At 41.6% G+C, this 25,678-nt stretch carries 21 protein-coding genes; 7 read left to right on the top strand and 14 right to left on the bottom strand.

Features of this window, described 5'->3' with window-relative positions; genetic code table 11:
- Positions 1–12 precede the first annotated feature (12 nt).
- Positions 13–1,074 carry a peptide chain release factor 1 gene (prfA, locus tag EHS15_RS18180; RefSeq protein ID WP_135762116.1) on the bottom strand — a complete coding sequence of 354 codons (1,062 nt, stop codon included), beginning with the start codon at positions 1,072–1,074 and terminating at the stop codon, positions 13–15.
- A gap of 20 nt (positions 1,075–1,094) precedes the next feature.
- Between prfA and EHS15_RS18175 the strand changes: the two genes are divergently transcribed.
- Entirely contained in the window at positions 1,095–1,760 is a 666-nt protein-coding gene (locus EHS15_RS18175) for an EcsC family protein (protein WP_246052297.1), read from the top strand.
- Positions 1,757–2,878 (top strand): hypothetical protein, encoded by a 1,122-nt coding sequence (locus EHS15_RS18170; RefSeq protein ID WP_210416377.1) that lies wholly within the window; start codon positions 1,757–1,759, stop codon positions 2,876–2,878. Before EHS15_RS18175 ends, EHS15_RS18170 begins: the two co-directional genes overlap by 4 nt.
- Before the next feature lie 293 nt (positions 2,879–3,171).
- Here EHS15_RS18170 and EHS15_RS18160 read toward each other — a convergent pair whose 3' ends face one another.
- The 6 genes from EHS15_RS18160 to EHS15_RS18135 are packed head-to-tail and all read right to left on the bottom strand — an operon-like array spanning position 3,172 to position 10,180.
- Positions 3,172–4,359: a carbon-nitrogen hydrolase family protein gene (locus EHS15_RS18160; protein WP_135762010.1), complete on the bottom strand. Its 1,188-nt coding sequence runs from the start codon at positions 4,357–4,359 to the stop codon at positions 3,172–3,174.
- Positions 4,352–4,774, bottom strand: a complete 423-nt coding sequence (locus EHS15_RS18155) for an NUDIX domain-containing protein (protein WP_135762009.1) — start codon at positions 4,772–4,774, stop codon at positions 4,352–4,354. The genes EHS15_RS18160 and EHS15_RS18155 overlap by 8 nt, the downstream gene beginning before the upstream one ends.
- The gene (locus EHS15_RS18150) at positions 4,771–7,224 is read right to left on the bottom strand and encodes a hypothetical protein (RefSeq protein ID WP_135762008.1); all 2,454 of its coding nucleotides are present in this window, start codon (positions 7,222–7,224) and stop codon (positions 4,771–4,773) included. Before EHS15_RS18150 ends, EHS15_RS18155 begins: the two co-directional genes overlap by 4 nt.
- Positions 7,225–7,242: 18 nt before the next feature.
- Complete coding sequence (locus EHS15_RS18145; protein WP_135762007.1) at positions 7,243–8,688, bottom strand: MDR/zinc-dependent alcohol dehydrogenase-like family protein; 1,446 nt, start codon at positions 8,686–8,688, stop codon at positions 7,243–7,245.
- On the bottom strand, positions 8,688–9,350 hold the full coding sequence (locus tag EHS15_RS18140; RefSeq protein ID WP_135762006.1) for a rhomboid family intramembrane serine protease: 663 nt from the start codon (positions 9,348–9,350) through the stop codon (positions 8,688–8,690). The genes EHS15_RS18145 and EHS15_RS18140 overlap by 1 nt, the downstream gene beginning before the upstream one ends.
- The gene (locus tag EHS15_RS18135) at positions 9,347–10,180 is read right to left on the bottom strand and encodes an adhesin OmpL37 family surface protein (RefSeq protein ID WP_135762005.1); all 834 of its coding nucleotides are present in this window, start codon (positions 10,178–10,180) and stop codon (positions 9,347–9,349) included. Before EHS15_RS18135 ends, EHS15_RS18140 begins: the two co-directional genes overlap by 4 nt.
- Positions 10,181–10,262: 82 nt before the next feature.
- Here EHS15_RS18135 and EHS15_RS18130 point away from each other — a divergent pair, with 82 nt between their 5' ends.
- Both EHS15_RS18130 and EHS15_RS18125 read left to right on the top strand, forming a co-directional pair.
- Entirely contained in the window at positions 10,263–10,886 is a 624-nt protein-coding gene (locus EHS15_RS18130; protein WP_246052296.1) for a hypothetical protein, read from the top strand.
- The gene (locus tag EHS15_RS18125) at positions 10,886–11,926 is read left to right on the top strand and encodes a zinc-binding dehydrogenase (protein WP_135762004.1); all 1,041 of its coding nucleotides are present in this window, start codon (positions 10,886–10,888) and stop codon (positions 11,924–11,926) included. Before EHS15_RS18130 ends, EHS15_RS18125 begins: the two co-directional genes overlap by 1 nt.
- Here EHS15_RS18125 and EHS15_RS18120 read toward each other — a convergent pair.
- Positions 11,901–13,931, bottom strand: coding sequence for a SpoIIE family protein phosphatase (locus EHS15_RS18120; RefSeq protein WP_135762003.1), 2,031 nt, complete (start codon positions 13,929–13,931; stop codon positions 11,901–11,903). The two genes, EHS15_RS18125 and EHS15_RS18120, sit on opposite strands and share 26 nt — an antisense overlap.
- A 300-nt stretch (positions 13,932–14,231) precedes the next feature.
- Here EHS15_RS18120 and EHS15_RS18110 point away from each other — a divergent pair, with 300 nt between their 5' ends.
- Entirely contained in the window at positions 14,232–15,173 is a 942-nt protein-coding gene (locus EHS15_RS18110) for an NAD(P)H-dependent flavin oxidoreductase (protein WP_135762001.1), read from the top strand.
- Between the two features lie 166 nt (positions 15,174–15,339).
- Here EHS15_RS18110 and EHS15_RS18105 read toward each other — a convergent pair whose 3' ends face one another.
- Positions 15,340–16,440 (bottom strand): hypothetical protein, encoded by a 1,101-nt coding sequence (locus EHS15_RS18105; protein WP_135762000.1) that lies wholly within the window; start codon positions 16,438–16,440, stop codon positions 15,340–15,342.
- Positions 16,441–16,917: 477 nt separating this feature from the next.
- Here EHS15_RS18105 and EHS15_RS18100 point away from each other — a divergent pair, with 477 nt between their 5' ends.
- Entirely contained in the window at positions 16,918–18,687 is a 1,770-nt protein-coding gene (locus EHS15_RS18100) for an alkyl sulfatase dimerization domain-containing protein (protein ID WP_246052295.1), read from the top strand.
- A 33-nt stretch (positions 18,688–18,720) separates the two neighbouring features.
- Here the strand turns inward: EHS15_RS18100 and EHS15_RS18095 are convergent, their stop codons facing one another.
- From EHS15_RS18095 to thyX, 4 genes are all read right to left on the bottom strand, one after another.
- A complete protein-coding gene (locus EHS15_RS18095; protein ID WP_135761999.1) occupies positions 18,721–20,013 on the bottom strand; it encodes a protein-disulfide reductase DsbD family protein in 1,293 nt (430 codons plus the stop codon).
- A 4-nt stretch (positions 20,014–20,017) separates the two neighbouring features.
- Positions 20,018–21,424, bottom strand: a complete 1,407-nt coding sequence (locus tag EHS15_RS18090; RefSeq protein WP_135761998.1) for a hypothetical protein — start codon at positions 21,422–21,424, stop codon at positions 20,018–20,020.
- Positions 21,424–22,143, bottom strand: a complete 720-nt coding sequence (locus tag EHS15_RS18085; RefSeq protein ID WP_135761997.1) for a FecR family protein — start codon at positions 22,141–22,143, stop codon at positions 21,424–21,426. The genes EHS15_RS18090 and EHS15_RS18085 overlap by 1 nt, the downstream gene beginning before the upstream one ends.
- 74 nt (positions 22,144–22,217) lie before the next feature.
- Entirely contained in the window at positions 22,218–23,102 is an 885-nt protein-coding gene (thyX, locus tag EHS15_RS18080) for an FAD-dependent thymidylate synthase (protein ID WP_246052294.1), read from the bottom strand.
- Positions 23,103–23,220: 118 nt separating this feature from the next.
- Here thyX and EHS15_RS18075 point away from each other — a divergent pair, with 118 nt between their 5' ends.
- Complete coding sequence (locus tag EHS15_RS18075; RefSeq protein WP_135761995.1) at positions 23,221–25,101, top strand: alpha/beta fold hydrolase; 1,881 nt, start codon at positions 23,221–23,223, stop codon at positions 25,099–25,101.
- A gap of 1 nt (position 25,102) precedes the next feature.
- Here EHS15_RS18075 and EHS15_RS18070 read toward each other — a convergent pair whose 3' ends face one another.
- Entirely contained in the window at positions 25,103–25,627 is a 525-nt protein-coding gene (locus tag EHS15_RS18070; protein WP_135761994.1) for an SRPBCC family protein, read from the bottom strand.
- Positions 25,628–25,678 lie beyond the last annotated feature (51 nt).

Raw genomic sequence — 25,678 nt, 5'->3', positions numbered from 1 at the left:
TGCAAGGGCTTTTTAGGCTTTTGCCTCGGCCAAACGTTTCGATCTGTCTTCCTGAACCAAAGCGTCGATCAACTCTTCCAAATCTCCTTCCATAATGGCAGGTAAATTGTGGCTCGTATAACCGATTCTATGATCGGTGCATCTTCCTTGAGGAAAATTATAAGTTCGAATTCTTTCGGAACGATCTCCGGAACCTACTTGTGCTTTTTTCAAAGCATCTGCACTTTGTTTGGCGGACTCGGCGATTTGATCTGCGATTCTGGCACGAAGCATTCTCATCGCCTTATCCCTGTTTTTGATCTGAGAACGTTCTTCCTGAGAAGCGGCAACCACTCCCGTAGGAATGTGAGTGATACGAACGGCAGAGTCGGTAGTGTTTACGTGCTGACCACCGGCACCTGACGAACGATAAACGTCGATTCTCAAATCGCTTTCTTTGATGTCGACTTCTCTCTCTTCCGCTTCAGGAAGCACAGCCACGGTCACTGCGGAAGTGTGGATCCTTCCACCCGATTCCGTTTCTGGAATTCTTTGTACTCGGTGGGTTCCCGATTCGAATTTAAAATAATCGTAAGCTCTATCGTCTTCCAAAGAGAAAACGATTTCTTTATAACCGCCGATTCCTGTCGGACTTGAATCGATGATGTCCACTCTCATTCCCAGCTTGTCCGCATACTTGTTGTACATTCGGAAAAGATCGGCACAAAATAATCCGGATTCTTCTCCTCCCGTTCCGGCACGGATTTCCACGAGAATGTTTTTTCCTGAATTCGGATCCGGAGGAAGAAGCATAATTTCCAGTTCTTTGGAAAGTTCTTCCAGTTTGATTTCTCCTTCTTCCACTTCCGACTTTAGCATGGAATGCATATCGGGATCGGATTCGGAAGAAAGCAAAGATTTCGCATCCTCCATATCCTTCGTAATCTTAAGATATTCGATCGCTTTACTATAGACAGGCGTTAGGCGAGATCTTTCTTTGGAAAGAGCCTTCAATTGATCGGATTGCGTAGCCTTACCTAACTCATCTTCGATGCGCAGGTATTTTTCTTGTATTTTTTTCAATCTGTCTATCATGTCTATGGAAAGGGTAGAGAATGCCCCATTTTGATAAACCAAAATCTCTCGCCCATTTGGACATGATAAACGAAAATCACACCCTCCCCCAGTCAAATTCCTTCTTAGAGAGCCTAATTGACCTTTTTGCGGGTTTGGAAGAATACAGAAGTCCTTATGCTCCCACCATCCAATCTCCCGACGACATGGTGGAGCAACTCGTTCAAAATGCCGCTTTCAAAACAGGACTGGTCAGCGCCACCTGCTCTCTTCCTCCCGGTCCCTTGGGGCTTCTCAGCATTTTACCCGAGCTTTTGGTGATTTATAGAATTCAAGGGCATTTGGTTTTGGACATTGCGGCGCTTCATGGCAAAGAAGTTCATGTCACCAGGGAACTTTTGTTGTATTGCCTTTTCAAACACGGAAGCGCACAGGTGTTTCGAAAAATCATCGAAGAAACTTCCCTAAAAATACTGATTCGCCCAACAACAGTTAGGGTATTTCAAACCCTTCTCGAAAAAGTCGGCCTACTCATCACAAAAACAGTCCTAAGAAAACAATTCGCCAGATGGATTCCTCTAGGAGGAGCCGTTGTGACGGGAACTTTCGCTTTCTTCGATACCAAAAAAGTGGGCAAAACCGCACACGCATTGTTTTCTAAAGAAATCGAATCTTGGAACCATATCGCCGAACAGGAATTAGAGTGAAATTTTTACGATTCTCCCTTTTTATTTTTTTAGTATCTTGCCAATCTGAACACGAAAGTCTCATCTCGGAAATCGACGAGCTGATCGCCAAAGAAAAATACGAAAAAGCGCTTACTTTGCTTCAAGACAGACTGTCCGGCAATAGAAATTCCGCAGAGGTTCTATCCAAATCAAAACCGAACCAACCTAGGCTTCTGCAAGTTTCGGAAGACAGAACCAAAATCGTTTGGACAGAAAACAAAACCCTTTTCTTCAAAGATCTCATCAACGATACAAGTAAAGAGCTGGAACTCAAACTCAGGCCAGATAACATTCAAATTTCAACAAACTCAGATTATGCGATTGTGCAATATCCTCTCAAACAAAAAGGAGGTTGTGCCATATTCGCCTATTCCATTTTAGATCCCACCTTGGAATACGAATCAGGAGTTCATATTCCTTGCAAAACAGGAATGGCAGTCACCTCCGGCGGGGAGCAAATTCTTTATTTTTTCGAAAACGATCTTTATATAGAAAATACCTATCCTCCTAAAAAACCGAAAAGATACATCGCATCCGATTTTTTTCCGACCGCTTTCCCAAAACTGAAAGCAAATTACCAGCTAGCCACATTAGGAAAAGATTTTCTCATCTGGGTGGGCACCGGTGGATCATATAACTTATATTATCTGAACTTTTCGAATTCCAAAGTTTCTTTGTTGTCCAAAGACATCGTCCTTCCCCGAATTTTCTACAACAACGGAAGTTCTGCTTATGTCGTAGGCGGGAAAGTAGGAGATTTATATCTCAGAGAAATCACTTACGGGCCGAATAAAAATCCCTATCTCTCCAAAGGAACTCCCATCTCTACGAGAGAAGCGATTTCTTGGAAACTAAGCGGAAAAGATGAATTCATCTCCGTAAATCAAAACGAACCGAATCAACCCATGAAATGGAAGGTTTTGGGAAAGAAGGAACATTTGCCTTTTTTTCTGGAAAGGCTTTGGGGAGTGTCAGGAGACAGGATCGTGTATGAGAATAAAAAAGGAGAGCTTGTCATCGACAATCTTCTATTTTCTCAAGAAGACTGGTCGATGTATGATTATTTTAAGAAAGTAAAGAAACTAAATGATGGTTAGGCGGCTTGCTCCGCCTCTTTTTGTCCGGAAAAGAAGGAACAGGTTTTGTAATGGTCGGTTATGCAGTGAGTTGTCAGCAGGCTGACGTCGGTAGGCAATAAACGGTCTTTGGAACTAGGGCAAACCTCTAATCCTTTTGCGTAGAGGGGACATTTTAAATAGAATTCATTTTTAGGAAGGCCGGAGTTCGACATAGCACTTCGAAATTCTTTCCGTAATCGTCCCTATGTCAAACGGATTTTATGATAAGAGAAAAAAAAGCCCGAAGAATTAAGTCGCTTATCATAAAAAACTTAAAAGTATAGATTCAATATTCTAGGCTCTTTGGACGAGCCGGATTCATCTTGGTTTACAAAATCACGAATGTTAAATGTTTTTCCCGATGCAGTTTCTCCGAAAAAGTCTCCCTGAAGAAATACCTGCACAGACTCCACTGCTCTAGTGGTTTTGATGTGTTTGGGCAATCCGTGTTTGATCCAAACATCCTCATCCGACAGAGACATAAATTCAGGATCTTGAATATAATCTTTCCATCTTTCTCGATTCATCTTGGAGAAAGAAAAACCCGGAGAAACAAGTCCATCCAAAGGACGACCTTTCAATCTGTCATACAATGCGGCATGAAACACTTCATGGCCCACAAAAACTCCTACCTTCCAGCCGGGAACGATCCAAGTTCTGTCCTGACTGACTTCTCCCGCAGTCACGAAAGATTCTTCTTCGTCGGTAAGAACCGTCTTTTTCACCAAAGGATCCATCACTCTTCCATCGGCTGCGAAAGGTACGGAAACATTGTACAAAGGAGCTTTAGGATCTATAACAAGAGTTCCTCGAACCACTTTCGGACCGGGAAGCAGGATAGAACCCGCAAGGATTGGAACATTATATTGTTTGGCGAGAGCGGAAAATGTTTTTTGATAAACATCCGCCATTTTTTGAGCCTGCAATCGAAACGATGCTTCCCATTTGGCGCCAGGTTTGGAAACATCCGAAGGAAGAAAAGGTGTCAGATCCGCTTCATGTTTTAAAGCGAATAGATCCAAAGCGGATTTCCAGGATTTAGCTTCGAAGACAGATTCCTTTTCGCCTAAAAAAACAAGACCGGTTCCTATGTGTTCTGGAAAAATAACGATTGTTTTTCGATCATAAATATTGGCATCTTTCCCGGTTTTTAAAAGTTCTTCGATTCTTCCCGCCCACCATTCTTCTTTGGCGAAATCGGAAGATCTTAGATAGACCTGCATGGAAATGATATTTCCATATTTTCTATCCGCACCGTTGGTTTGGATGACGATGTTCGACCAGGTTTTTTCCGCCAAAGAAACTTCCGCTTCCTCCGCCTTATATGTATAAGTAGGGATCGTAGGAAGAGAAGGGGTAGGAACATCCGCTCTATGAAAAGCATGTGCTCCGAATCCGGTGAGACCCAATAAGAACAAAAAGATAAAAATTTTAATAGGAGGTACGTATAGATTATGCATATTCTTTTAGATAAACGTTGACTGCTTCCAGCATATACTCCGAAAACAATTCGGAAGGATCGTAATCGGAAACGGAAACCCAATTCATATAATCGTGTTCGTCCGAAATTTGAATCTCTCCCGATACTAGCTTCGCATGATAAGCGACTATGATGCAAGGATGATTTCCTTCGTTGACTCTGTGTTTATGGATGAAAATAGGTTTGGGTTCCACTTGGATACGAACGTTTTTTCCCAATTCTTCTTCGATTTCCCGATAAACGCTTTTCATCCAATCATCGAAGAATTCGTCATCGTTCATTCTTCCTCCGGGAAGATCTCCATGACCCGATTTTTTATCTCGCATAACTAGAAGTTTGTTTCCATCTCTCAGAAAAAGTTTTTGAGTGATTTGGAAAAATCCGTGGTCGCTCATAAAGATTTCCCCCACTGATCGATTTGATGATCGACCGCATACAATTTCGGGGCAGGGAGAGTTTTGTTTTTATAATGACCGGCAAGTCCTAAAGAAACGGTTGTTAATTGGGTGATGATAGGATCCATCGATTCCGTTGGAACTCCGAAAAATAAGAAGTTGATGGGGCTACCGTCGCTCAGGAGGAAAATCGTTTTTTCTTTTTCTTTCCCGTCTTGGACGAAATTGAATCTGACCTTGCCCCCCAAATCCATCTGCGTTTGAGGATCTAAAATTCGATCGTTGGTAAGTCGGACAGGAATGTCTCCGATTTTAGGATCATTGTTTAAATACAATTGATTCAGCCATTCGATGAGATCCGCAAACTCCACCGTTTTCGTGGAACCTGAGGCAACATACAAATGAGGTTTGTTGCCGTTCAAAATCCAGTTTTCCCAATCCTTCTGTTTGAGAACGGAATCTCCGGTAACTCCGATGATGAGGTCGATGTCATAAAAAATCTCATCGCTCACGCTAGTAAAATTGGGAAACAACACATCCGTGGAAGATTTGCATTTCAAATCCACTTCGATGACTTTCAAATTCGTCTCATGCAGCCTTCCCCCGATCAGATACTTTTGAAGAAAACCGCCGATGTTTCCCATCGATCCCAAGGTCATGATCTTTCTAGTGGAAAGAACTTTGCCTAATCCATGTAATGCGTTTTCGATCGCATTCAAAATCGAATGCGCTACTTCTTTCGATTCTTCCAAAGTTTTCTGCTCTGAAATCGCGATGGAAAATGCAGGGAAAACCAAATCTTTTTCCACACCCGCCGTTTTCACCAAACGATCATAACCGTTTCGAGTGTGTTCTACGGTTCCGACCACTCTTTCCGATAAAAAGTCTTTGAGTTTGCGTCCAGCCAAATCCTGAGGGCAGGAGATCCAGAATTCTTCGCATAACTCTCCCAAAGTTTTATCTTCTTTGCATCTTTGATTCAAAATGGGAGCGACATATCCTCCGTCTTCAATCAAAAGAATTTTATCGTCCCCGGATTTGAATTTGAGGATCTTATTGAAAAAAAGATAAGTCGCCAAATAACGCATTGCGTCAAAAAAGCCGAATTTAGCCTCTTCCAGTTTTTGGGAAAAGAATTTGTGTTCCGAAAAATTACTGTAAAGCGGAGAGACCGCATAATAGGGGCGGTTGTTTTTGGTGAGTTTGAACTCCAAACCCGCCATAAAAAATGCTTCCGTAGGAATGTCCAAAAGAACATCCAAATAAACGGGAGGAATATTCCCGCCATACTTCACAAAGGCGACATCCAAAGATTTGACTTCCAGTCTTCTCAGAGCCTCGATCATAGCGATGATCTCGGAAGTGATGTGATGGATGAGAAAGATATGGATTCCTGAAAAATTCAAATTGTGATTTTCCGAGTTGCCCACCTTTTCCAATAAAGGCATCCTTCTCAGATAAAAATCGGAATCCACATGAGTTCGTTTTTTATTGAAACTGAAATTAAGAACACGATCCAAACGGGAAAGGTCTACATAAACTTCCGTTTTTCCGAGTTTAGCGAGGATAGTATTTCCTTCCTTGATCGATTTTGCCACTTCGGAATCTTCCAAAAGAATGAAAAGTTTTTTCATCATAGGAAGGGAATTGAGAGGATCGGTATTCAGGATTAAATTCCTAAATTGATCCTCCCAATAAAAATTAATATTAGTTAGTTTGCCTAAAGGTGTTTTTTCGATTTGTTCGAATACCTTGCTGAAATGCCTGTTCTCTTCCTCGAAAAAGGTTTCTCCTTTTTGAGCGGCATTGATAATTCCGTTGTTTAGGGACTCACTGATTTTGGAGGAACCTGCGATGTAAGTTCTCACTCCGCTGTCTGCAACGATTTCATGAGGGATATTGGAAAGATTCAAAGGGGAACTATCCGCCGAATCGATCGTTATGCGAATGAAAAAGTCACCTACACTGATTTGACTTGTAACTCTTTCCAAAAGAATTTGGTAGTTTACGATTTCGGATCGGTTGTTTCTATAAAAAGGAAACAGAAGTGCGACAGAACCTTGAAACTTGGGATCTTGGCTGTAGAATTCAGGGTGAAGTTTTTTTGCCAAAGACTGTCTTTGAAAAGATCCCAAAACGAAACGGAGATCTTCCTCGAATTGATCCCGAAACAACAACCAGTCCTTGAATACACCCACTCTGGAGTGAACCTGCACATATTGAATGTGCATATCAACTAACTCATGATTGATGCTAGGATTGATTTTCTGAATGAAGGAAATATCTCCCGGACTCGTATGAAGCAGGTTTCCGATTTCTTCCGAAAGAGATCTGGATAGAATGGAGAGACCGAAGAAGATCCTCAGGGAAGAAAGATCAATTTCCCAAAGATGAGAATCTTTTTTAACTAAAGACGGCCCGAGCGAGGTTTCAATTTCTGTTTTGTTCATTGGATGTTTTTACCCGGATCAATCTTCGAAGTTGACCACTACTTTTACGGAAGAAGGTTCTTTCGCCTTAGAGTAAGCGGAAGGAAGATCCGAAGCATTAAAATGATGGGATACCATATTCTCTTCCAAAGCACTCACTACGTCAGGGTTTTCTTTCAAAAGTTTAATTGCATAATGAAAGTCACCGCATCGGGAAGAACGAATGACTTTTCCCGCATCGAAGAACGATTTCGCAGTGGCAGCATCACCTGACCATTGTGATGCGTCCGAAGTATCTACCAATATGGCGCTTCTAGGGCGGACGATCGCATTTTCATGTTTTGAATTGGGGCGAATCGTTTTTCCGATTTCATCCGGAGAACCAGCTATCACCAAATCGAAACGAGGAAGTTTACCTTCGAATTCTTTCGAAGCCAAAATACGTTCCGCATCCGATTCGTTTCCTTCATAGAATCGAATTCCCTGCGGAATTTTATCTTTCCATCGGGAAGCCACGGAAGAAAAAACAAAGATCGTTTGATTGGAACGTTTTTCTTTCGGCCAATGAAAATCCAAATTTTTTGCATCGGCAGGCAGCAAAGAAAGTTCATCCACCACAAGTTCCGTCAAATGTTTGAGACCGCCCATCACCTGACCGTTGGTAGTTTTTAGATGGAGTTCTCTTTTTGCCAATTTCACCGCAGATTCGAATCCGCTGGCGGTGCTGGTAGTATCGTAAAGAATATCGAATTTGTTTTCTAACGAAGTGACATCCGTCACTCTCAAATCGATCACATCGTCCGCTCCCATCTTTTTGGAAAGAGCCACTAAATGATCGTGTCTAGTAATCGCAGTTATGCGAAAGTCAACTTTCTGAGACTGTTTGTGAGCTCTCAATGCAGCTAAGATTAAACTTCCCAAACGACGAGGGCCTAAAACGGCAACATGATCTCCCGCTTGAGGAGGAGAAGCAAGTATCGCTTGCAAAGCGGCAGCGAATGGTTCCATCAGCACGGCAGCTTTGGAAGAGATTCCGCTTGCATCGATGGCTGCATGTTGAGGAGCAAGAATGTAAGGACCGAATCCCCCAGGAAGCCTGTCGATTCCCAAAACCTTTCTCTCAGGAGAGTGAGTCGGAATTCCTTCCAAACAGAAAGAATCTAAATTTCGATCCCCTCTCGCTTCATAAGTATCATTGATTTCGACTACATATTGTTTTTGGGGAGATTCATCGATGCTTTCCGCTAAAACTTCATGACCGATGATTTGTGGAAGAGGATGAGGTAAAAATCTTCTGTCGATGTCCGTAGAACAAACACCGCACGCTTTCGTTTTAAGGACTTTATAGCCCGGGCCTAAATGGAGGTAAGTAGAACCGTTTCTGCGGATCTCCCAACCCTGCTCCTGGCTTCCCGAATATTCGTATTCGGATTCTTCGAATGTATCGTCAGAGGTATAGTCAAAGGCCTTAAATTTAATCTGCATTACCTATTGTTGATAAAAAATAGAAGAATGACAGTCAATGTAAAAAAGGTCAAATTAATGAGAAAGCCCTGCCGGATTTCTTTTCTTTCGTGTTGGTCCAAAAGATAAGCAGTTACGAATACGGAAAAAAATCCGCCTAAATGAGCCCAGTGGGCCACATTGTCTTTTGCAAATAAATTGGTGATGTCGGAATAAATCATCATCCAGGCGAAAAGAAAAACCGGAAAAGGGATGGCTGTTTTTTTAGAAATCGGGAAACGGAAAGGAGAAAGTAAGGCAGCAACGGAAGCAAGGCCTGCAATCGCTCCGCTGGCTCCTAGAACGGGAGTGCGGTCTCCTAAAATCAATCCTCTTACGAACCAGTCACCTAATACTGACAATATGCCTGCCATAAAGTAGAATACGAGCCATTTCGATTTACCCACTCTGAATTCGACGACTCTTCCCAAAATCAACAGGAAAAACATATTCATAAACAAATGGCCGAAAGAACCGTGAAAAAAAGTGCTTAGAACCCAATTGATCGGCTGAAGTTCTCCGGGAGTGGAGATAAAATATTCCTCTACCGAACTTGGAAAAAAGATATTGATCACCGGAAATAAAATGATCATAAATACCGCAAAACTTGCAGTTAGGGGAAATTCCCAGATAAAAGATCTCATGGATTGGTATTTGTTTTTTCTCCGACAGGTTTTACCTCTTCCGGATTACGTTCGTACTTAGGATCAAAATTAGGAATTCCTTGCGCCAACTCGAATAGATCCGGCTGTTTCCAAACTCCTTCGTAAAAACTGATCGCATTATAAGAATCGAATTGACTGTCGTACAATAACTTCAGGTATTTCTCGCGATCATTGACAATGATTCGATTCACTTCACCTACAAGTCCTGCAAAAGAACGGGCTTCTCTGTCGAATTCATCGACGGAGTCGTGCAAAAGTCCCAATAGAACGATGTATTTTTCCGTTTGTTTGAGCGACTTTAAAGCGAATGCTAGTTCTTGTAATTTCATCAAATACAAATAGGGACGGATGTTTTTTCCTATGATGAATTTTTGTTTCGCAACGGCAATCTCTCTGTATCCTAATCTCAAATAGAGTTTGGTTTCCGTTTTTTCCTTTCCGTTGGCGAGTCTGGCCAATCTTCCCAACTCCACATCCAAGTCCGCGATTTCATCCTCCAAAACGAGAATGTACAATTTGATCAAAAGACCTTGAGTTCGCCTAAGCTCCGCATACGATCTTCCCAAGTCCATTTGTAAATGTAGAATTTCCGATTCGATATGATGTTGTATGCAGCGTTTGAAATATTTTTTTTGATCTTCCGTCCCTCTGTTCGTAATCGTAGAGTTTAAAATTCTCAAAAATTCATAATTGTCCTTCAATCCATAACTAACGCGAATTAGCTGGGTTGCCTTTGAACTGGATTGATCCGGAGAAGACTCCGACCAGGCAAAAAGGAGCAGGATGAGAAAAGATCCTAATCTTAGCATTTATGTCCTTATTTTCGGATTCTCATGGAAAACCTTAGCAAGATAAAAAAGAAAAGACATCTTCGTATCCTTTCGTCATATTATGTCATACACCATGGCTTCTGCGATCGTACCACTCCCCTCTTCCCCTTTGGAATCCATAGAAATTCTGAAATCCGAGATGGATTCCCCCCTTTGGGAAAAAAGAATTCTGGATTTGATGAAATTGGCGGCGAAAGGGGAAAAGAATACCTGGGCGCTGGTCTATCAATTGGTTCGGGAAGCCGACTCAGGCAGATTGAGCTGGGGATTTCATAAAGCGATCCTAAGCGGTTTGGTATATCTTTTGTCGTATGTAGGAGACAGCAAAAGTTATCGAATTCTCATGAATTATGTCAAGTCTCTGGATCGAGCGATTCCCATCGGTGCCATGGAATTGATTTCGGATATGCTTCCCACTTTTCCTGAACTAGATACGAAAGAATTATTCGAAATCGCAAATCATTCCGACGAACTTAAATCCGCCTTCGGTGTGATGGCTTTGTCCAAACTGACTTTGGAAGGCCGCCTAACAGAAGATGAAAAAGAAAAGGTTCGAGACTTTTTCGGATCTTACAGAAATCATAAATACTATTTGGTGGATACGATCGAAATCACTTTGGATTATCTCGATGTGAAAGAAGATGCATCTGCAGATCTATTGAATCAATTGGACGGAATGTTTTAATGAAAGCGGCAATCTTAAACAGCGCAACAAAATCCCTGCAAATCGAAGAAGTGGATGTTCCTCCCGTTCTTCCGAATCAAATCAAAATTAAAGTAAAAGCCTGCGGGATCTGCGGATCCGACATTCACTTCATCCTACATGGAAAAATGAAAGCGACTTATTCTCCCTGCATTCCCGGTCATGAAACATCCGGGGAAGTCGTCGAACTGGGGGAAAACACTTCCCGATTCTCATTGGGGGACAGAGTCGTAGTCAGTGCGGGAACTTCCTGCGGGAAATGTGTTCATTGTTTGGCGAATCGAGACAATTTATGCGAAGAAATCGGAGTTTTAGGATTCAACCAAAGAGGAGGATTCGCAGAATATCTCATCGTAGAAGAACGATACCTTCACAAACTACCGGATGACATTCCTTATGCGCAAGGAGCGATTTTAGCGGATGCCGTTTCGACTCCTTATCATGCCATCAAATACCAAGGAGATCTAAAACCGGGAGAAACCGTTGCCATCATAGGATGCGGAGGTTTGGGAATTCATGCCGTTGCCATAGCAAAAGCGTTAGGTGCAGGAAAGATCTTCGCAGTGGATATCGACAAAGGTTCTTTGGACAATGCTGTTTCTTACGGTGCAGACGAAGTGATTCTTTTGGAAAAAAATATGCAAGTGGGAAAGATTCTGAAAGAGAAATCGGGAGGAATCGATCTTTTAGCGGATTTTTCCGGTTTTATGCCCAATATCGAAAACAGCATCCGAAGCATGAACCGAGGAGGAAGGATCGTCCTAGTAGGAATCGGCAGAATCAAGTTGGAAATCCCTATGCCTTTTTTCATCATCGAAAGACAAATCAGAATCACCGGTTCTTACGGCTCCGACAGAAGGGCGATTCCCGAACTCATTCAATTGTATTCTGAAAAAAAATTGGATCTGACTCGATCCATCAGCGGAATTCATAAACTGGAAGAAGCGAATGAATACCTACATGCGTTAGAGGATAAAAAAGGAAATCCGATTCGATTCATTCTGAATCCTGAATTAGGCTAGAATGTTTATATTCTATCACTAAAAATGAAACATCATCGTCCTGAAACTTCCAAGACCTTGAAAAAGATGCCAGGGAGTCTTGGACGATGGATCTCAGACTTTTGATCGACTGATGTTTATTTTCCCATAACAATTGTTTTAGTTTTTCTTCCCCGAAATTGGATTTATGATCATCGGATAAATCCAAAACTCCGTCCGTATAAAGAAAAATCTTATCACCCTCTTCCAAACTTATCTTTTCTTCCGAATAGGCCATATCCGAAAAAATCCCCAAAGGTCTTCCCTTTGCTTTGTATTCCAAAAGACGAGGAGAAGATTTTCGTAAAATATAAAATCCAGGATGCCCTGCATTCGCATAAGACAGAGTAGATGCTTCCGTATCTATAAACAAATACGAAGCAGTGATGAAAAGTCCTTTCGTTTTCCCTGCCAGATGACGGTTCATAGAATTAAAAACTCTGGAAGGGAATTGAAGATATGCGGATGTGCCGGCAAAGGCCATTTTTGTCATAGCGGCTACGACGGCGGAAGAGATTCCGTGCCCTGCTACATCCGCCATCAAAACCGCCCAATTGCCCAGGCTGTCTTTGTTGTGATCGAAATAATCGCCTCCTATGCTGTGAAGGGATTGGCTGAATGCGATCAACCGGATTTGTTCGTCTTCTTTATGTAAGTCGGAAAGGAGGGATCTTTGTAATTCCTTAGCAAGAATCAAATCCTTGTCGATGGCGATCAGCCTCTCTAGGTCTTTATTTTTTTTTTGCAATTCCTGATTGTATGTGTCTACGGATTTAAGAACGTTCCAATAGTAATTGAATACGAAATATCCAAATTGGCAGATCATTGCCCAAAATCCGATATGGATCAGTTTGTATTGATAAGGTAAAATTTCCATATCGACGAGAGTATCATGGCATCCTGTGACGATGACCGCAAGAAGCCCGTAAGTAATGAGCTTTAATTTTGTTTCCCCTTTGATGAGAACATAGGCAGAAGCTAAAATAGCGATGATCCCTTCCACAATCACCCACCAACTGTAATCCCATTCATTGTTCAAAAAAGAAATTCCTTTGTTCCAATTGTGAATGGCCGATTGTAAATAAACGAAAAGATGGATGATGACCAGGATCTGAAAGATCTTCTTGAAAAATAACGGGAAAATTTCTCTCAAAAAAATAAGAAGCAAAACCGGACAAAGAGTCAAATTAACATACATTAGGGGAATCGTAAGATAGGAATACGATTTCAAAGAAAAACCGATAAACCCGTTCATTGCCTCAATGATGGCGCAGGAAAACAATAAAGCGGAAAAATATAAATAAAGACGCTCCTGCCTCCTTAGAAAATACAAACCCAAAAATATAAAACTAAGGACGATTAGTACCGGAGAAAGAAAAGATCTGGCAGCATTCTCCAGAAATAAATGTACGAGCGCTTCGGAATGTTCTTGGAACTTCAGCCCCTTATCCACTCCGATAAAACCTTTGTAAGATGATCTACATAAAATATAGATGTATCCTTTTGATTCGTTTTCGACAGGAATGATATGCGGAAAAACGTAGTCTCTTTCCTGAAAACGATACACTAGTTTGTTTCCGTGATACACATCCAAATATTCCAAGCCGATTTCAAAGAAGAGCACCGGATTTTTAAATGTGTTTAAGCCCCGATCGGAAAAGCGAAGCCAAAGGTCTTGGTCAGATTCTGTTTCAAAACCTAAAGTAGATTTGGAGAACTCCTGCCATCCTTCCGTTGGAAGAATTTCCGGGGAATTGATGTTCTTGTTAGGATCGATCCAGAGATATTCCCTTTTGCGATCGAAGAGGGAAAGGGAAGAATCCTCCTTTAAAAAGTTTTTGTTTTCCCTATGACAATCGAACAAGGAAAGCAAACATAAAAAGAACATCCAAAGGAAGATGGATTTCTTTCCGATTCTTTCGCATGTAATAGGTTTGACTTCTAACAATTTATCATTCCATAATAGAGAAGCAGGATAAATGTACATGAATCCCTTTCGATTCCCAATCTTTTTTTATCTGATCCTAGTTAGTTTTGTTCTTTCGGGAACAGTTTTCGCTCAAGAGACTCCCACCCCGCAAGAAACCTTCATACAAGACAAAATGGAGTGCCATTCGATTCCCACGGAAATCGACGGCTTAGAGTTTGAGAAGAGTTTGAAATGCATCACCAAAGACTCTATCTGCTACGTCATTCGCGGCGTAGGTTTGAGCTGTGTGCCTCGAAACGGAAAATACTCCGAAAGCCTTCCTAATTTGAATCCCTCACCAAAATACTAGGTTAAAGAATGAAAATCAAAACCAAAATCACAGAGATGTTGAACATCGATTTGCCGATCATTGCGGCTCCGATGTTTTTAGTTTCCTATCCGGAGTTAGTTGTTGCAGTTTCCGAAGCAGGCGGAATCGGCTGTTTCCCTTCTCTCAACTATAGAACCCCGGAACAATTAAAGGAAGGATTATTAGAAATCCGTTCCAAGACGAAAAAACCGATCGGAGTAAACTTGATCCTTCATAAGGAACATAATCCGAACTGGGCCAAACAATTCGAAATCGTTATGGAAATGAAAGTCGAATTGATCATCACAAGTCTTGGAACTCCCAGAACCATCGCCAAAGAAATCAAATCGAACGGATCTCATCTTTTCTGCGACGTAACTACATTAAAACATGCAAATATTGTAGCAAAGTCGGGAGCGGATGCTTTGATCACTGTCGCACAAGGAGCAGGCGGACACGCAGGGAACATCACTCCCTTCGCTCTCATTCCTTATCTGAAAAAAGAAACCGGCCTTCCTGTCATCGCAGCAGGAGCGATTTCAGGCGGAGCTCAGATGGCCGCCGCACTTTCCTTAGGTGCAGATGCAGTGTATGTAGGGACTAAATTCATCGCTACTCCCGAATCAAGAGCGCAGAATGAATACAAACAAATGTTAATTGAATCTGAGCCGGATGAAATCATCTATACAGAAAAGATTTCAGGAATTCCAGCCAATTGGTTGAGCAAATCCGTTCATAAATCTCCCGACATTCTGGAAGACGGTCCTAAAAAAATCGCTGCAGGTCATGCGGGCGGAGAACAAGCGATCGAACAAGAATACAAACGTTGGAGAGATATTTGGTCGGCTGGACAAGGTGTGGCGCAGATCGAAGATGTCAAACCTGCGAAAGAAATCGTACACCAGATGGCCAAAGAGTATTTGGAAATCGTAGGCGCCCTACCCAGGTAAAAAGGTGAAACAAAACTAAAAAAAAATCGAAAATCCCGATTTTAAAACGACGAAAAAGGGATTTTCTGTTAGAGGTCGGAAGGGAAGGCCCACGAGCCACTCCCCTCCACCCTAACTCGGGTGGGGGCGAAAAGATTCTCTCCCGTATTATGTCACTTATACTTCCTTAGAACAAATATGTGTAGGTCGGCCCTATTTCCCAACCTCTTAGATTGAGCGGATTGATTTCTCGTTCTGCATACACCCCACCCAAAGTAATTCCGAAATTTTTATGAAGCATAACCGTAAAAGATCCTCTGACTTCCCAAGCAGCTAAAACAGGATTTCGCCTAACATCCGATCTAAAAATCAAAAACTTAAGAGGAGTATATTGCAATCGAAGTCCTACGTTTCCGAAATCCTTCGAGATGGAATTGTACAAAGGCACAGCATAGGCACTTCCTAAATTTTGATAGCCCCATGTGCTGAGAATCGCGCCAGGATCAACAGGCAAAAAATTAGATGCGTTTTGAATCGAACCTACCGTAGAAAAGACATTCACGAAATATCTTGCATCTCGATATTGCAAGTAAGGTTCCAATTCCAACGATTCGATAGGGTTAAATTTTAATCCCACTGAAAACATATTGATCGTCATTTTATCATTCGCTTCTACTTTCGGAAAAGCCACATAATAATTGTTCGCATATGTGGATTCCAATACATTATCCCATTGATACGTTCCTGAGCGGACAAACTGTCTCAAGGAAAAAACCGCTGTAAAATAATCCGATATTTTCTGATTATAATCGATCCTAGAATTATGAACGATGTGATCTGATCCTGCTTGAAAATGCTCCAAAGGAAGTGTTCCTTGTTGGGAAGGACTCATATTGAAGTGAATGGAAGTATATCCGTAACTGAAAAACCATTTGTGATTCGAGAAAGAAATCAACGAACCTCTGTTATTTCCTTGTCCTTCGGAAGGGAAAAACGTACTTCCTGTATTCGTTAGACCGGTTCTTCTACCTAAAGCCGTGTTATTGATTTGCCCCGAATTCGGATCCCTATATGCGAAAGGAATGTTCGGGTTGTTCTGAATATTAGCTCCTCCGTAACCCGCATACAAAATCAGTCTCCAACGTTCTTTTTCCGAAACATCTGAATTCTTGGAAGAACTGTCATCCGATGGAGCGGATATCGGAGTTGTAACCTTTTCCGCTTTCTGAGCGAAAACGGGAAATATAATCGTTGTTAGCAAGAAGAGTGAGGAAATAAAATATTTCATGCGGAAGTTCCTGAAAGAGGCGTTAGGAACTAAACTTTTCAGTGCGATGAAATCACCAATTGTTATATCTGCTATTACGAACTAGAGATACATTATAATGAATAAATTGTCAGTGTGTTGGCTCAAAACAATAAGTTTTCCTGCCAAAAGAATTTTGCCTGATAGGAGTTGGGATAAATCTGAGAATTCGGTAGGAGGTACTACATTTGAAGGATAAGCTCAAAGCCTATAAAATTTAACAACTTCCGCTATAAGTTCTCTAGTTCCGCTAAAAAATCCTACTGCTTATTCTTCCAAAGCTAAGTTGAAAGTTCAGAATTCCAATTCGCATTGCATTCTAGCAAAACAACTTCAATTCAATATAAAAGATATATTTATGTTATATTGAATTATTTTAATTGCTTTTTGAGGCAGGTTTCCTTTGAGTCAACATAAGGATTTATCAATCGGGAACTTTCCCTTGATCCAATTAAGAACATGAAACAACCCATTCATAAATTGTACAAAATGAACATTCGATTCGGCATCGTTCTTTTGATTGCCGCGCTCTTTCTTTTTCAGCAATGCCGCACAACAAAATCGAAGCAGGAAATCACTCCCGATCATAAATTAGAACATTTTAATCAAGAGTTTGAGAAGAAAATATACGAAGTCGCACCGGGCGTTTACTCAGCAGTAGGATTCGGTATTGCTAATTCGATCCTAATTGTAGGAGAAGACGGACTCATCATCGTCGATACGATGGATGATCTGAAATCCGGCAAAGAAGTCTTAGAGGAATTCAAAAAAATATCCTCTCTTCCTATAAAAGCAATCATATACACTCACAGCCATCCGGATCATATCTTCGGATCACAATCGTTTGTTGAAGGTTACCAGCCGGAGATCTATGCACACGAAACTCTTCTTCCTACAGTGCAGAGACTTGCAGGAGAAACAACTCCCATCATCGGCACGAGAAGTGCCAGAATGTTCGGCAATTATTTAAACGAAAGCGAACTAGTGAATGTGGGAATCGGTCCTTACCAAGGATACAACTCTGAAAGCAAACTAGACTTCGCTCCTCCCACAAAAACATTTCGAGACAGCTTGGAAGTAAAGATTTCCGGAGTTCGTTTGAAACTGATCCATGCTCCCGGAGAAACGGACGATCAAATTTACGTTTATCTTCCTGAAAAAAAAGTTCTTATGACAGGAGATAACTTTTATAAGGCGTTCCCGAATTTGTATACAATTCGAGGAACTTGGTTTCGCAGTTTAAAAAATTGGTACAAATCTTTGGATATTATCCGCTCCATTCATCCCGAACATTTAGTACCGAGTCATGGGAAACCTCTTTCCGGCGCTTCCGAAATCAATTCCATCATCACCGATTACAGGGATGCCGTTCAATTTGTACATGACCAATCCTTACGAGGAATCAATGCCGGTTTAAATCCGGATGATTTAGTGGAATACGTGAAACTCCCTCCTCATCTTTCCCAATCCCCTTACCTTCAGCAGATTTACGGAAAAGTATCCTGGTCCGTAAGATCCTTATTCAACGGGAATTTGGGATGGTTCAGCGGAGATGCAACAGACTTACATCCATTAGGTAGAGATGAAACTGCACGATTGATCATCGATTTGGCAGGAGGAAGAGAGAATTTATTCAAATATGCGAAATCCAAATTCGATGCGGGAGATCATCAATCCGCTTTGACATTGAGCGGTTATTTACTTCGCTCCGATCGTAAAGATTCCAGAGCAAGAGAATTGAGAATTCAATCCTTGGAAGCTTTGGCGAAAAAGGAAGAGAATGCGAATTCACGGCATTATTATTTAACGGAAGCATTGGAGTTAAAGAAAAATTTTGTCGCCAAACTACAAGTAAAGCCGAATCCACAGCTTTTGAAACGATATCCGATTTCTGTAATATTCTCCAGCTTTGTCACCAATTTGGATCCTGTTGCCAGCGCAGATACGAACCAAAAGGTGAGTTTCATATTCACGGATTCGAACGAAAAGATCACTGTCCATGTTAGAAGAGGAGTTGCAGAAGTGATTCCCGATTATCATTCCGATTCGGAAATCATCGTTCATTTAAACTCGCAGGATTGGAAAGAAATGCTGGTTCGCATTCGAAATCCTCTCACTACATTGCCTGGATTCGAATACAAAAAAGGGAACGTCCTCCAGTTGATCGGGTTCTTAAAACTTTTTTCTCCTTTAGAACCGGTTCTGAGTTACGAAAAACCGAAACTATAGTTTTACGTTTTTAGCTGAGTTGCATTCGAAGGCTTATTGATTATGCCTTCGAATCGCTTCGATCATTCCTTTTGTATCAAGGTAGTCATTCGTTTTAAAAATAAGGCCGGCTTGGGAATCTAAAACTAAAAAGAAAGGAAGTCCGATTTTCAACTCCGCATAACGAGGATCATCTGAAAATATTTCGAAAATCGGATCCGTATCATAAACCTTCCAAAGAACCGCTTCCTTCTCCAATACCTGATTCAATTCCTCATCCGCCAATGTCAGCTTTTGAAACTCTTTGCAGTTCGTGCACCAATCCGCATAAAAATCGATAAAGACTGGTTTGTTTTCCTTTTTCGCAAGTGAATACACTTCCGCCTCGGATCGATGCCAATTTAGATTTCCGGAAACTTCTATTTCAGAAGATTCCGGAAGGACACCCTTTGAAACGGAAGAACCATTCTGCAAAAGGACAACCGCAAGTAAAACCGTCGTCAAACATAGACTGGCAACGGCTAAAGCGGATTTCATTCTCACGGGGAGAAGTTGTTCGGAATTACTGTGTGCAAAATAGGCGAATGTCAGTAAGGCGATCCATAACAGGAAAGCTTGGAAAATTTTCGCATCCGATAATCCCCAAATTTGTCCCGCTTTTGTCAGATATGTATAAGAAAAATAGAAGATGAGTAGAGCCAAAAGCCATTGCACATACTTCATCCACTTTCCCGATTTCGGCAAAGAAAGCCCGAAAACCCCAATCGCCAAAAACGGCAATCCTACTCCCAAGCCGAAAGCGAGCATCTTTAAGGAAGTGGAGAGCACAGTCAAAAATTCGATTCCATTTCCTTGGCTCGTAACGATTTGAAGTAAAATACTGACCACCACAGGTCCGACACAAGGAGAAGATAAAAGCCCCGCTCCCATTCCCAAAAGAAAACTTCCCGAATAAGAAGAATTATGCGATCCTGCAGAACGTTGGCTGAATATAGGCAAATAAATCAATTCCGCAGAAGACATACCCAAAACGAAAAGAATATATGCTAAAATTAAGTTAGTTTCCGGGTATCTTAAAATTTGATTGAAGACACCTCCCGTAAAAGCGGCAATGACGCCGAACAATAAATACATGGTGGCGAGACCGAGATAATATACGAAAGGATGAAGCCATTTGGTTTTTCCGATTCTGGAGTTTAAAATCCCGGCAGTGATCGGATAAAGAGGATACACACAAGGGAGGAGGCTTGCCAAAAAACCTCCCAAGATCAAAAAGAAAAAAGCGGTAGGATGAAAACTATTGCCGGATAACTGGGATTCAATGAAGAGTTGTAATTCTGAAATCATGAGTTTAAAATTGCATTGTCGCTTTTACAAGTATGTTGCGATCCAACCGACTGTATTCCGATATCAAGGCAGGGCTTGGTGTCGAAAATTGTTGTCTGTAGTCTGCAACAGTCCTTTCATTTGCGAAATTATCTATGTACCATTTATTAGGAGCTCCTGAGGAATCGAAAGAACGAATTTCCTGATATCCGAATCCCAATCTTGCCGTTTCACTCCAAAGATATTCCAGATAAACTTGTCTCGAAATATAATAAGCTTTATCCGAATATACGGGTGTCGTTTTCAAAGTGGCAGATTCCGAATACCTTACCCAAGGCTCCTGTAAGTTAGACTCTGTAGAACGCAAACCTTGGTTCGGTCCACCGGTAGCAATTTCCCCTCGAAAGACGATTCGAATCATTTTATTTCCAAGACCGATCCAACCGTAGGCTCCTCTGCCCGTTTTTTCGGAGATATTTTTGGGAAATTCGGTAGGATTCATGGCATCGGAATATCTGCCCCCGAATTTTTTCTTGGCCATTCCTCCCAAACCTAAATTGATATACTCTCTCCAAAGAAGATTCGATTCCACTGCGTAACTTTCTTCCTGAGACAGGCGAACATCTCCTCTCAAAAGAGTATTCGGATTGTTATCCGAAGGAAAACATTTGGTTTTCGCCTCATTACATTCATTACCCGAATATCCGAAAGCGTTTCCTTTTCTGCCTAAAAAATGAATTCCCGTTTTCAGATCATCCTGCCATTTCTGCTCCCAGCTTACTCTGCCTATCACATCGTATCCTGTGCCACCCGCATTCTGGATGCTGCGATAACCGTCCCCGTTCACTACTGCCAAATGAGCGCTGAAAGATTTCCATTCCGCAAGATAAGATAATCCTAAATCGACAGGATCCGCTGAGAATGCCATCGATTCCAAAGGGGATCTTTCCATATAACGCCAGTCATAGTATCCTGACCAGACGGAGAACATATGAGGAAGTTCCTGCATTCCGAAAATAAGTTTGTGACGAGTTGCGCCTAAATCCCATTTCTTTTGCACATTCGCACGTCGGATGGCGAAAAGATAAGGATTGGCTTTTGTGCCGGAGTCTGCAGAGGTATCTGCGGAAAGAACGTTACTGCGAATCACTTCTCCCCAAAACTCTACTTTGATTCCGGTATCTTCCCATTCTTTAGAGATAAAGAGCAAAGTCCAAGGCATGGAAAAACCCGTTTTTTCCGATTGGGTTGTGTCAGAAATTCCTGAAGCGGAATCTCGAACCCGATATCCGAATGTAGGAGTGACGATAGCGCCTAACTTCAATCCGTAATAGGAATCGGGTTCTTCCTTTTTCGTAGTGACTACTTCCTCTGCATATAGATGCAATGCGGAAGAAAAAAAAATGAAAAGAAAGAGAAACTTACGAATCACTACTTTCCGTATTTTTCATCCGCCAAAACATCTTTGGCTTCCCATCCGCTTGTTTGGTGACAAGGAAGACATTTAGCAAGCATGGGTGCTTCTTTCATTTTCTTTTGAAAATTTAAATTCGCTTTCCCTGGTTTGCCGGATTCGCCTTTTTCAAACAGTTCTTTGTATTCGCTCTTCTCTAAAGAGGCAGACTCATCTACGACTCCTCCTGTTCCTTGAGAAAACACGGTTCCGTTCACATCTACTTTCCCTTCGCAAACACAAGTATAGGTTCTTTTCTCTTTAACTTCATAATAAACTCCGAATGCAGTTCCTCGAACTCCTGCCGTTGCCATTGGTGTTGTTACTTCAAATTTTCCTTTTTGGAAGTTCTTTACTTTGAACCAAGCGGCACCGTTTTCCAAATATACTTTAGAGACCTGACTCTTCGGATCCCATTCTTTCAGGGTAAAACTGGAGTTTGGCTGGATTCTGAATTCGGTTTCTTTAAAAACCAAATCGATTTTGGAACCATTGCCCGTTTTGATGGTGTCTCCTGGTTTGATCACATCGTTTTGTTTGACAATTTTCCAAAGTTTGGCGGTATCACCTACGGATAGTAGGCTCACTTTCCCCTTCACATAACCGGCAACCGCATATTCATTAGCAGAAACAGCAGTGCCGACCGAAAGAAGGATGGAAATGACGATAAAGGATAATTGATTTTGTATATTGGACATATTCAAAAAAATATATCCCTACTTTCGTCGGCTTACAAGAAATATTTTTACAATTGGAATTTCTCCCCTCGGTTTTACCAAGGAATCTCAAATCCCAGATCGGTTAATTTGGATTCTAACTCTTCTCTCTCCCTACTTTTTTTCGTAGTGGTTCCCGCTTCATCCAACAATCCCAACTGGATGGCTAATTTTTTAGCTCCTTCTTTGCCGGATTTATTGAGAGCTGCGATGATATCGCGGTCGTATTGAGTCAAAGCTAACGATTGTATGCGGTAATCTTGAAAAGCTTCCCAAGCGTTAGGTACCCATTTGCTTACGATTTCTTCTCCGATCGTTTTTGCAAAAAGACGAATCTCCAACTGAGCGTGATCGTCCATACGCAAAGCAAGAAAATGAAGAAGGTTGTGCAAATCCATTTTCCAATACGCTTCCGTATAAGTGGATAAAGGAAGATCTTTCCTGGCTTGTTCTCTTGCCACCCCTAATTCCAAACGTTCCTGATATACGGAATGAGTGAGCGCTTGAAGTTCTTGTTCTCTCTTTGTTAGGTGATTTCCTTTTTCGGAATCCAAGTATCCGCTGCTTCCTTGTTTATTTCCTAAGGATTGGATTCTCCATTCTTCCGGCTTTGTGGTTTGTGCGGAATCGATAGCTACGGAGTAACGCGTAGAGTATTCATTGACATTTGCCATTCGGTGTCGCACCCATTGGCGCCAAGTATCCATAGGCACCCGAATGTGGAATTTCGCTTCGCACATTTCGAACGGCGTACTGTGTCTGTGTCTCATTAAGTAACGAATCAAGCCCCTGTCTTCGTTGACTTTCTTTGTTCCTTTTCCGTACGAAACGCGTGCCGCCTGCACAATTGCTTCGTCAGATCCCATATAATCAACGAGTCTGACAAAACCGTCGTCCAAAACGGGAAACGGTTTGCCTAAAATAGAATCAAGGGCGGGCACAGAAAGGCGAGAAATTGGTTCAAACACAGATTGTTGCATATTGCTTTATTTTTTAGTTCTCAGGCATCTGAAAAGTCGAAAATAGGGTATAAGTATTTACAAATAAAAAGGATACTGAATGGCACTTGAAGAAATTCCCTACTGGGATGACCGACTGATCAAAAACTCATCCAGAGACTCGAATAAAAGTCTTATGGTGAGTCCGGAGAAAATTTATGTTTTCCCCGTTCCCAAAACTACCTATCAGTTCCTCGAAAACATCTGGCAGTCCTTTGCCAATAAGATGGTTTCTCTCGTGCATTTCGACGATGAGCCTGTTTTCAGCTTTTCCAGCTTCGAAGTCATCGACAGGGATCAGTTGAAAATCGTTTCCACTGCCACTCATTTCAAACTCAAAGAAATCGCAGAGAGAAGAAAAATCCCCGGAATCGACGAATACATGCAGAAAGCTAGACCGATTCCTCTCAGCGACCCTCGCAATGAATCCGCACGTTTCATTCAAAAAGCAATCATCGATTTCAACAAAGGCCTAAGACCCGAAATTCAAATCATCAATCTGAAGGAAGCGGAAATCCATCCTGAAAAAAAGGTTCTTCTTTCCGAGACAATGAACTATGCGGTAGGACTTCCTCTGTTCGTGAAGGAAAACCCGATCGGGATTTTATGGGGGATCACAAAAGATCCGATCCCGGAAGATCAAATCCGTCCTTTAATGCTACAGCTTTATTCTTTGTTCGACGTAATCGAATTCGTAGTAACGAAAGAGATGGAAGGAGCGAATGATCCTTACATCGCCCAAAAGAATATTGAAAAGGCGGATACGGTTTCCAATTCGCGTAACCTCTTTTATACGACTACGAAAGACCAGAAAGAGCCGGTCACTTCCATCATTTTCAAATCCCACCAGTACAATAAAGAATACAGGATGGATGCCTCTTTTATCATCCCGACTACGGAAGGTTATGCGGTTTCTTTAAAAAGTTTCACTCCTGAAAAATTGAACAGCACAGGGAAAAACCTACTTCTCATTCCGGGTTTTTTCTGCCGCAGATCCGTGATGGACAAACTGGGAAAAGAACTGGCGTTAAAATACGGTTACAGAGTTTTCCTTATGGATATGAGAGGTCGCTCTCGCCAAACCATGCCTAAACATGGAAAAAAGGAAGGATGGACCGTAGACAATTACATCCAAGACGACTTCCCGGAAGTTCTCAGATGGATTCGCTGGCATTATCCTAGTGAAAGAACCGTAGTAGTAGGCCATAGTATGGGAGGGATGATCCCCCGTTTTTATGCATCCTCTTACGATATCATCAAGGAAATCAAAGAAGAATTCAATCTTCCTAGACCGGAAGAACACATCGCTGGAGTCGTATCCATCACTTCGCCTAACTACATTAGTTTGAAATCGAATTTCATCGGTCTCGATACGATCAAAAAAGGTTTCGGGATGATGCCTCACAGAATGATTTCGGATATGATCCTAAGCATGGCATCCTTCTCCATGCAAGCGACCATCCAAACCATCGACTTAAAGAAGTTCTTCAAATTCCTTTTGAATCTTCATTCAAGCCTGAGAGCCTTCAGTTATAATATTGGAACGAAAGTGCTTACGATCAAGGACTTCGTCGGTTATAAGGAAATCACTCCGCCGGAATGGTATTTTTTCATTGAAGATGTGTTTTGCGAAGAATCGGTTTCCGTGATTATGCAGTTTTTCCAAAGTCAAATCTCCAACGACAGAAGCTTTTTATCGAACGACGGAAAAATCAACTACACGGAAAACTTCATCAAAAACTTCAAACTTCCTATTTATAGCGTGGTGGGTACGGTAGACCAGATTGTTCCGGAAGAGACCTTGACCGATTTAGCGAAACTTCCTTCCGAAAACAAGGTAGTGACCCGCTATGAACAAGGCCACTTAGGAATTATCTTTCACAACGAAACGGTTCGTAAAATCTGCGAAGGTGTGAACGAATGGATTCACAAACTTCCTTAAACTATCTTCTTCCCCGAAAGTAGTTTCGAACCATTGTTAACTCTTGCTGGATGGTGCTGTCCCGTCCGGCAAAGTAAAAAGCGCCTCTTGCCACAGGGCTTGCAATTTCGGATTTTTCAGTGACGGAAAAAATGGTATCCCCGTTTTTTTCCTCCAATTCGTAGACCCAAGACCCTTTGATTTTGAAAGAAGATTCCTGAAGAACGATTTCCATTTTTGCGAAAGGAATCGTTTCCCCTCTTTTAAAAATCATATAACCGCCCATACTTGTGTTTTCTTTCCAAAGGAGAGGAATGGAAGTATCGTCTTTCTCTAATATCTCTACACTAACTACATCATTTCTTCGATTGGGAACATCTTCCACATTCGTAATATATTTCCAAATCTCTTCTTTAGGAGCGGGAATCAATTCGGAGATACTTGCTTCGTAATTGGTATCTTGCATCAGCCCTACAGCCAAAAAAGTGCCTACCAGAAGGATCAGTACCGCAGAAAGTCCGATGGAAAATTTTAAAGTTCGATTCATTTCTTTTTTTTCTTGCAGTTAGATTTCTATTGCAAGAAGATTAATACCCTA

It is taken from the genome of Leptospira idonii (assembly GCF_004770995.1).
Classification (GTDB): Bacteria; Spirochaetota; Leptospiria; order Leptospirales; family Leptospiraceae; genus Leptospira_A; species Leptospira_A idonii.
Note: the sequence above shows the minus strand (reverse complement) of the source record. Positions and strands in the feature narration are given on the sequence as shown.

Coding starts and splice junctions, on each gene's coding strand:
- prfA (WP_135762116.1), bottom strand. CDS start 1,074: ATGATAGACAGATTGAAAAAAATACAAGAAAAATACCTGCGCATCGAA.
- EHS15_RS18175 (WP_246052297.1), top strand. CDS start 1,095: ATGCCCCATTTTGATAAACCAAAATCTCTCGCCCATTTGGACATGATA.
- EHS15_RS18160 (WP_135762010.1), bottom strand. CDS start 4,359: ATGCATAATCTATACGTACCTCCTATTAAAATTTTTATCTTTTTGTTC.
- EHS15_RS18155 (WP_135762009.1), bottom strand. CDS start 4,774: ATGAGCGACCACGGATTTTTCCAAATCACTCAAAAACTTTTTCTGAGA.
- EHS15_RS18150 (WP_135762008.1), bottom strand. CDS start 7,224: ATGAACAAAACAGAAATTGAAACCTCGCTCGGGCCGTCTTTAGTTAAA.
- EHS15_RS18145 (WP_135762007.1), bottom strand. CDS start 8,688: ATGCAGATTAAATTTAAGGCCTTTGACTATACCTCTGACGATACATTC.
- EHS15_RS18140 (WP_135762006.1), bottom strand. CDS start 9,350: ATGAGATCTTTTATCTGGGAATTTCCCCTAACTGCAAGTTTTGCGGTA.
- EHS15_RS18135 (WP_135762005.1), bottom strand. CDS start 10,180: ATGCTAAGATTAGGATCTTTTCTCATCCTGCTCCTTTTTGCCTGGTCG.
- EHS15_RS18130 (WP_246052296.1), top strand. CDS start 10,263: ATGTCATACACCATGGCTTCTGCGATCGTACCACTCCCCTCTTCCCCT.
- EHS15_RS18125 (WP_135762004.1), top strand. CDS start 10,886: ATGAAAGCGGCAATCTTAAACAGCGCAACAAAATCCCTGCAAATCGAA.
- EHS15_RS18120 (WP_135762003.1), bottom strand. CDS start 13,931: ATGTACATTTATCCTGCTTCTCTATTATGGAATGATAAATTGTTAGAA.
- EHS15_RS18110 (WP_135762001.1), top strand. CDS start 14,232: ATGAAAATCAAAACCAAAATCACAGAGATGTTGAACATCGATTTGCCG.
- EHS15_RS18105 (WP_135762000.1), bottom strand. CDS start 16,440: ATGAAATATTTTATTTCCTCACTCTTCTTGCTAACAACGATTATATTT.
- EHS15_RS18100 (WP_246052295.1), top strand. CDS start 16,918: ATGAAACAACCCATTCATAAATTGTACAAAATGAACATTCGATTCGGC.
- EHS15_RS18095 (WP_135761999.1), bottom strand. CDS start 20,013: ATGATTTCAGAATTACAACTCTTCATTGAATCCCAGTTATCCGGCAAT.
- EHS15_RS18085 (WP_135761997.1), bottom strand. CDS start 22,143: ATGTCCAATATACAAAATCAATTATCCTTTATCGTCATTTCCATCCTT.
- EHS15_RS18075 (WP_135761995.1), top strand. CDS start 23,221: ATGGCACTTGAAGAAATTCCCTACTGGGATGACCGACTGATCAAAAAC.
- EHS15_RS18070 (WP_135761994.1), bottom strand. CDS start 25,627: ATGAATCGAACTTTAAAATTTTCCATCGGACTTTCTGCGGTACTGATC.